A 4,099-nucleotide genomic window follows, 5' to 3' on the forward strand; every position below is an offset into this window, starting at 1 on the left:
CCGCCGAGCCTATCGGCGGAGGCGGTGGGTGCGCGCCGCACCACGGCGTCCGATGGAAACGGATTGGTGCGGCAGGCGTCGAGCAGCATGATCGTCACCGGCACGGTCTTCTTCAGTTCGTCCATGACGGCGGAAATCGGCACCAGTTCCTGATCGGCATCCTTGAGTGACGAGACGTCGGCGTCGACCGGAACCAGATAATTCTCGCCACCGGCCTCGATGCCGTGACCGGAGTAATAGATGAGGGCGACGTCGGCGCCCTCGGCGTCCTCGACGAAGCGTTCGAGGTCGCGCTTCAGCTTGCTCGCATCGCGATCGGTGACGTTGCGGGCGTCGAAGCCGAGGTCGGTCAGCATCTTGGCCATGTCGCGGGCGTCGTTGGCTGGATTGGGGAGGGCGGCGATGTGCTCGTATTGCGACTGGCCGATGATCAGCGCCACGCCCTTGAGGTCTTTTGCCTCGGCAGCCTGAAGCATCGACGCGGCAACGGAGACAAGCATGGCGACAAATAACGTCACCCGCGCACGCCGGAAAAGACGCAGTTTCGAGGTGTCGACAAAGGTCATTTGTCGTTCCGCCCTGATGATCCAAACCCTCTATAACCCTGCCAGCCAACGATGATCAAATTCGGGCGCGATTGCGCCGCGGCCGTGGCTCGCCTATCCCTGAAAAATGTCTCCACTCACCGAAACCGTCCTGTTCGTCTTCAGTCTTGTCGCGCTCGGCTATCTCGCTGGGTTCACAGGCTATTTGAGACCGGCGAGCGGCGAGGGGATATCCGACTTCGCGGTCTCGGTGGCCATGCCGCTGCTCCTGTTCCAGACCATGGTCAACGCTGATTTCCATGGCGTCGCGCCATGGCCACTATGGGGCGCCTATTTCACCGCCGCGGCGATCACCTGGGCGGCGGGCCATCTCGTCACCACGCGGATATTCGGACGCGACGCGCGCGCCGGGGTCGTCGGCGGCGTATCGTCCGCCTACTCCAATGTCGTGCTGCTCGGCGCTCCCTTCATCCTTGGCATATTCGGTCCGAGCGGCTTCGAAGTTCTGTCGCTGCTGGTCTCGGTGCATCTGCCGATCATGATGATGGCCTCGATCGTGCTGTTCGAGATGTTCGGCCGAGGCAGCGGCGAACATGTGCATCCGCTACGGGTCCTGCGCAGCTTCCTGAGACGGCTGTTCATCAATCCGCTGATCATCGGCATTCTGCTGGGGCTGGCATGGCGCATCAGCGGCGTGCCGCTGCCGGCCCTCGTCATGCGACTGGTCGATGCGCTGGCCAACACGGCCGGGCCGGTGGCGCTGTTTGCCATGGGGCTCAGCCTGCGCCGCTTCGGCATATCAGGCAATGTCCGGCCAGCGCTGGTACTTTCGGTGCTGAAGCTGTTCCTGATGCCGGCGCTGGTTCTTGCCTTCGTCTGGCTGCTCGGCCTGCCGCCGTTGACGGCCAAGGTGGCGGTCGTGGTGGCGGCGCTGCCGTCGGGCATCAATTCCTATCTCATCGCCGTCCAGTTCAACACCGGCCAGGCGCTAGCATCGAACCAGATGACCATCGCCACTGCTTGCGCGGTCATCACTACTGCTTTCTGGCTGACGGTTGTCCTGCATGTTTTCGGGTGAGGTTGGCGACAGCTGCGCCAACCCGCTCTCGTCTTGCGCTGGTCCAACCCCTATATGCCATCTTGCGATTGCTTGCGGGGCTTTCCCTAGGTTAAGAGCAATGGCTCCAGCGTGCGGCCCTGCCTGCGCTTTACCGAAGACATCCAGATAGCGGCCCGCGAGCGCCGAACGGAGGCTAGACCATGCTTCAGAAAACCAGCCATTTCATGCGCCAGGCCAATCTCATCAACGGCGAATGGGTCCAGGCCGACAGCGGCCAGACGGTCGATGTGAACAATCCAGCTACCGGCCTCAAGATCGGCACCGTGCCGAAGTCGGGCAAGGCCGAGACACGCCGTGCCATCGAGGCTGCCGACGCCGCCTTCAAGTCATGGCGCAAGACCACCGCGCTCGAGCGCTCCAAGCTGCTGCGCAAGCTGCATGACGCGATGATGGACAATCAGGACGTGCTGGCCGAACTCCTCACCATCGAGCAGGGCAAGTCGCTGTTCGAGTCCAAGGGCGAGATCGGTTCGGCCGCCGCCTACATCCTGTGGTTCGCCGAAGAAGGCCGGCGCACCTATGGCGACGTCGTACCCTCGCCATGGGCGGACCGCCGCATCCTGGTGACCAAGGAACCGGTCGGTGTCATTGCCGCCATCACGCCGTGGAATTTCCCGTCCTCGATGCTGGCCCGCAAGCTTGGTCCCGCACTTGCCGCCGGTTGCACCGCGGTCGTCAAGCCGGCCTCGCAGACGCCTTATTCCGGCTTGGCCTGGGGCGCGCTGGCCGAGGAGGTCGGCTTCCCCAAGGGCGTCGTCAACATCCTGACCGGTTCGGCGAGCGAGATCGGTGACGAGATCTGCGCCAATCCGCTGGTGTCGAAGATTACCTTCACCGGCTCGACGGAGGTCGGCAAGCTTCTCATCCAGAAGTCGTCGGTCACGGTCAAGAAGGTGTCGATGGAACTCGGCGGCAACGCGCCGTTCATCGTCTTCGACGACGCCGATATCGAGCGTGCCGTTGCCGGCGCGATCACCGCCAAATATCGCAATTCAGGCCAGACCTGCGTCTGTACCAACCGCTTCCTCGTCCAGGCTGGTGTGTACGACAAGTTCGTCGAAAAGCTCGCCGCGGCCAGCAACGGACTGAAGGTCGGTTCCGGCCTCGAAGAGGGCGTCCAGCAGGGGCCGCTGATCGACGAGAAGGCGGTCGAGAAGGTCGAGGAACTGATCGCCGATGCCACCTCAAAGGGCGGCAAGGTCGTCGCCGGCGGTCATCGCCATGCACTGGGCGGTTCGTTCTTCCAGCCGACGGTCATCGCCAATGCGACGCCGAAAATGCGCTTCATGAAGGAAGAGATCTTTGGCCCGGTCGCACCGGTGTTCAAGTTCGAAACCGAGGAAGAAGCCATCGCGCTCGCCAACGACACCGAATTCGGCCTTGCCTGCTATTTCTACACCGGCGATCTCGGCCGCGCCTTCCGGGTCATGGAAGGCCTGAAATACGGCATGGTCGGCGTCAATGAAGGGCTGATCACCACACCTGAAGCACCGTTTGGCGGCGTCAAGGAATCGGGCCTCGGCAAAGAAGGCGGACATCAGGGCATCGAGGATTACCTCGATACCAAATATGTGTGCATCGGCGGCCTCGGGCTCTGATAGGCTAGTGCGTGGGGCAGGCTGGTAAACCTGCTCCAGGCTGAACAACCAGCCGAAGTCCTTTGGATCCACTGGCATTTGCGGGCATGACGATGAAGGACGGCGAGGTTTTCGGCACGACACAGGCAGGCGAACCGATCCGCCGCTTTACGATCAGGGGCGGCGGCCTCACCGCCAACATCATCGGGCTTGGCGCCATCGTCCAGGACCTGCGCCTGACCGGGCACGACGCGCCGCTGGTCCTCGGCTACAACAATCTGGAGGCCTATGAGACCGACACTGGCTTCTTCGGGGCCGTGGTCGGGCGCTACGCCAACCGCATCGGCGAAGGCCGCTTCACAATTGGCGGCAACCGCTACCAGACCGAGCGCAACTTCCTCGACAAGCATACGCTGCATGGCGGCTCGCAAGGCTACTCCCACCGACCATGGACGGTTTCGCTGCACGGCAGGGATTTCGTCACTCTGACGCTGCATGATCCCGACGGTGCGATGGGCTTTCCCGGCGCGCTCGACGTTACTTGCACCTACCGGCTGAAAATTCCCGGCACGCTGAGCGTCGAACTGACGGCGACCTGCGAGGAGCCGACGCCGTGCAATCTCACCCAGCATTCCTATTTCAACCTCGATGATGGCGGCACGGGCGACATTCTCGACCACAGGATGATGCTGAACGCCGGTGCCTATCTGCCTGTCGACGGCGACATGATCCCGACCGGCGTGGTGAAGCCGGTCGACGGCACGCCTTTCGATTTTCGCCAGGCGCGGCCATTGCGCATGGAGACCGAGGGCGAACAACTGCCCTACGACCAGAATTTCTGCCTGGCCGCGGCGCGC

The 4,099-nt window shown here is 62.9% G+C and carries 4 protein-coding genes; 3 read left to right on the forward strand and 1 reads right to left on the reverse strand.

Features of this window, described 5'->3' with window-relative positions:
• The coding region (locus tag EOA36_RS29465; RefSeq protein ID WP_189553415.1) for a caspase family protein at positions 1–566 on the reverse strand (566 nt) is incomplete at its 3' end.
• Between the two features lie 106 nt (positions 567–672).
• Here EOA36_RS29465 and EOA36_RS29470 point away from each other — a divergent pair.
• The 3 genes from EOA36_RS29470 to EOA36_RS29480 all read left to right on the forward strand — a co-directional run.
• Entirely contained in the window at positions 673–1,623 is a 951-nt protein-coding gene (locus tag EOA36_RS29470) for an AEC family transporter (protein ID WP_127280495.1), read from the forward strand.
• 182 nt (positions 1,624–1,805) lie between these two features.
• On the forward strand, positions 1,806–3,263 hold the full coding sequence (locus tag EOA36_RS29475) for an NAD-dependent succinate-semialdehyde dehydrogenase (RefSeq protein WP_127280496.1): 1,458 nt from the start codon (positions 1,806–1,808) through the stop codon (positions 3,261–3,263).
• Positions 3,264–3,349: 86 nt separating this feature from the next.
• Positions 3,350–4,099: aldose epimerase family protein (locus EOA36_RS29480; RefSeq protein WP_145969370.1), on the forward strand; the 750-nt coding region annotated here is incomplete at its 3' end.

The sequence above is a fragment of the Mesorhizobium sp. M8A.F.Ca.ET.021.01.1.1 genome (assembly GCF_003998025.1).
Classification (GTDB): Bacteria; Pseudomonadota; Alphaproteobacteria; order Rhizobiales; family Rhizobiaceae; genus Mesorhizobium.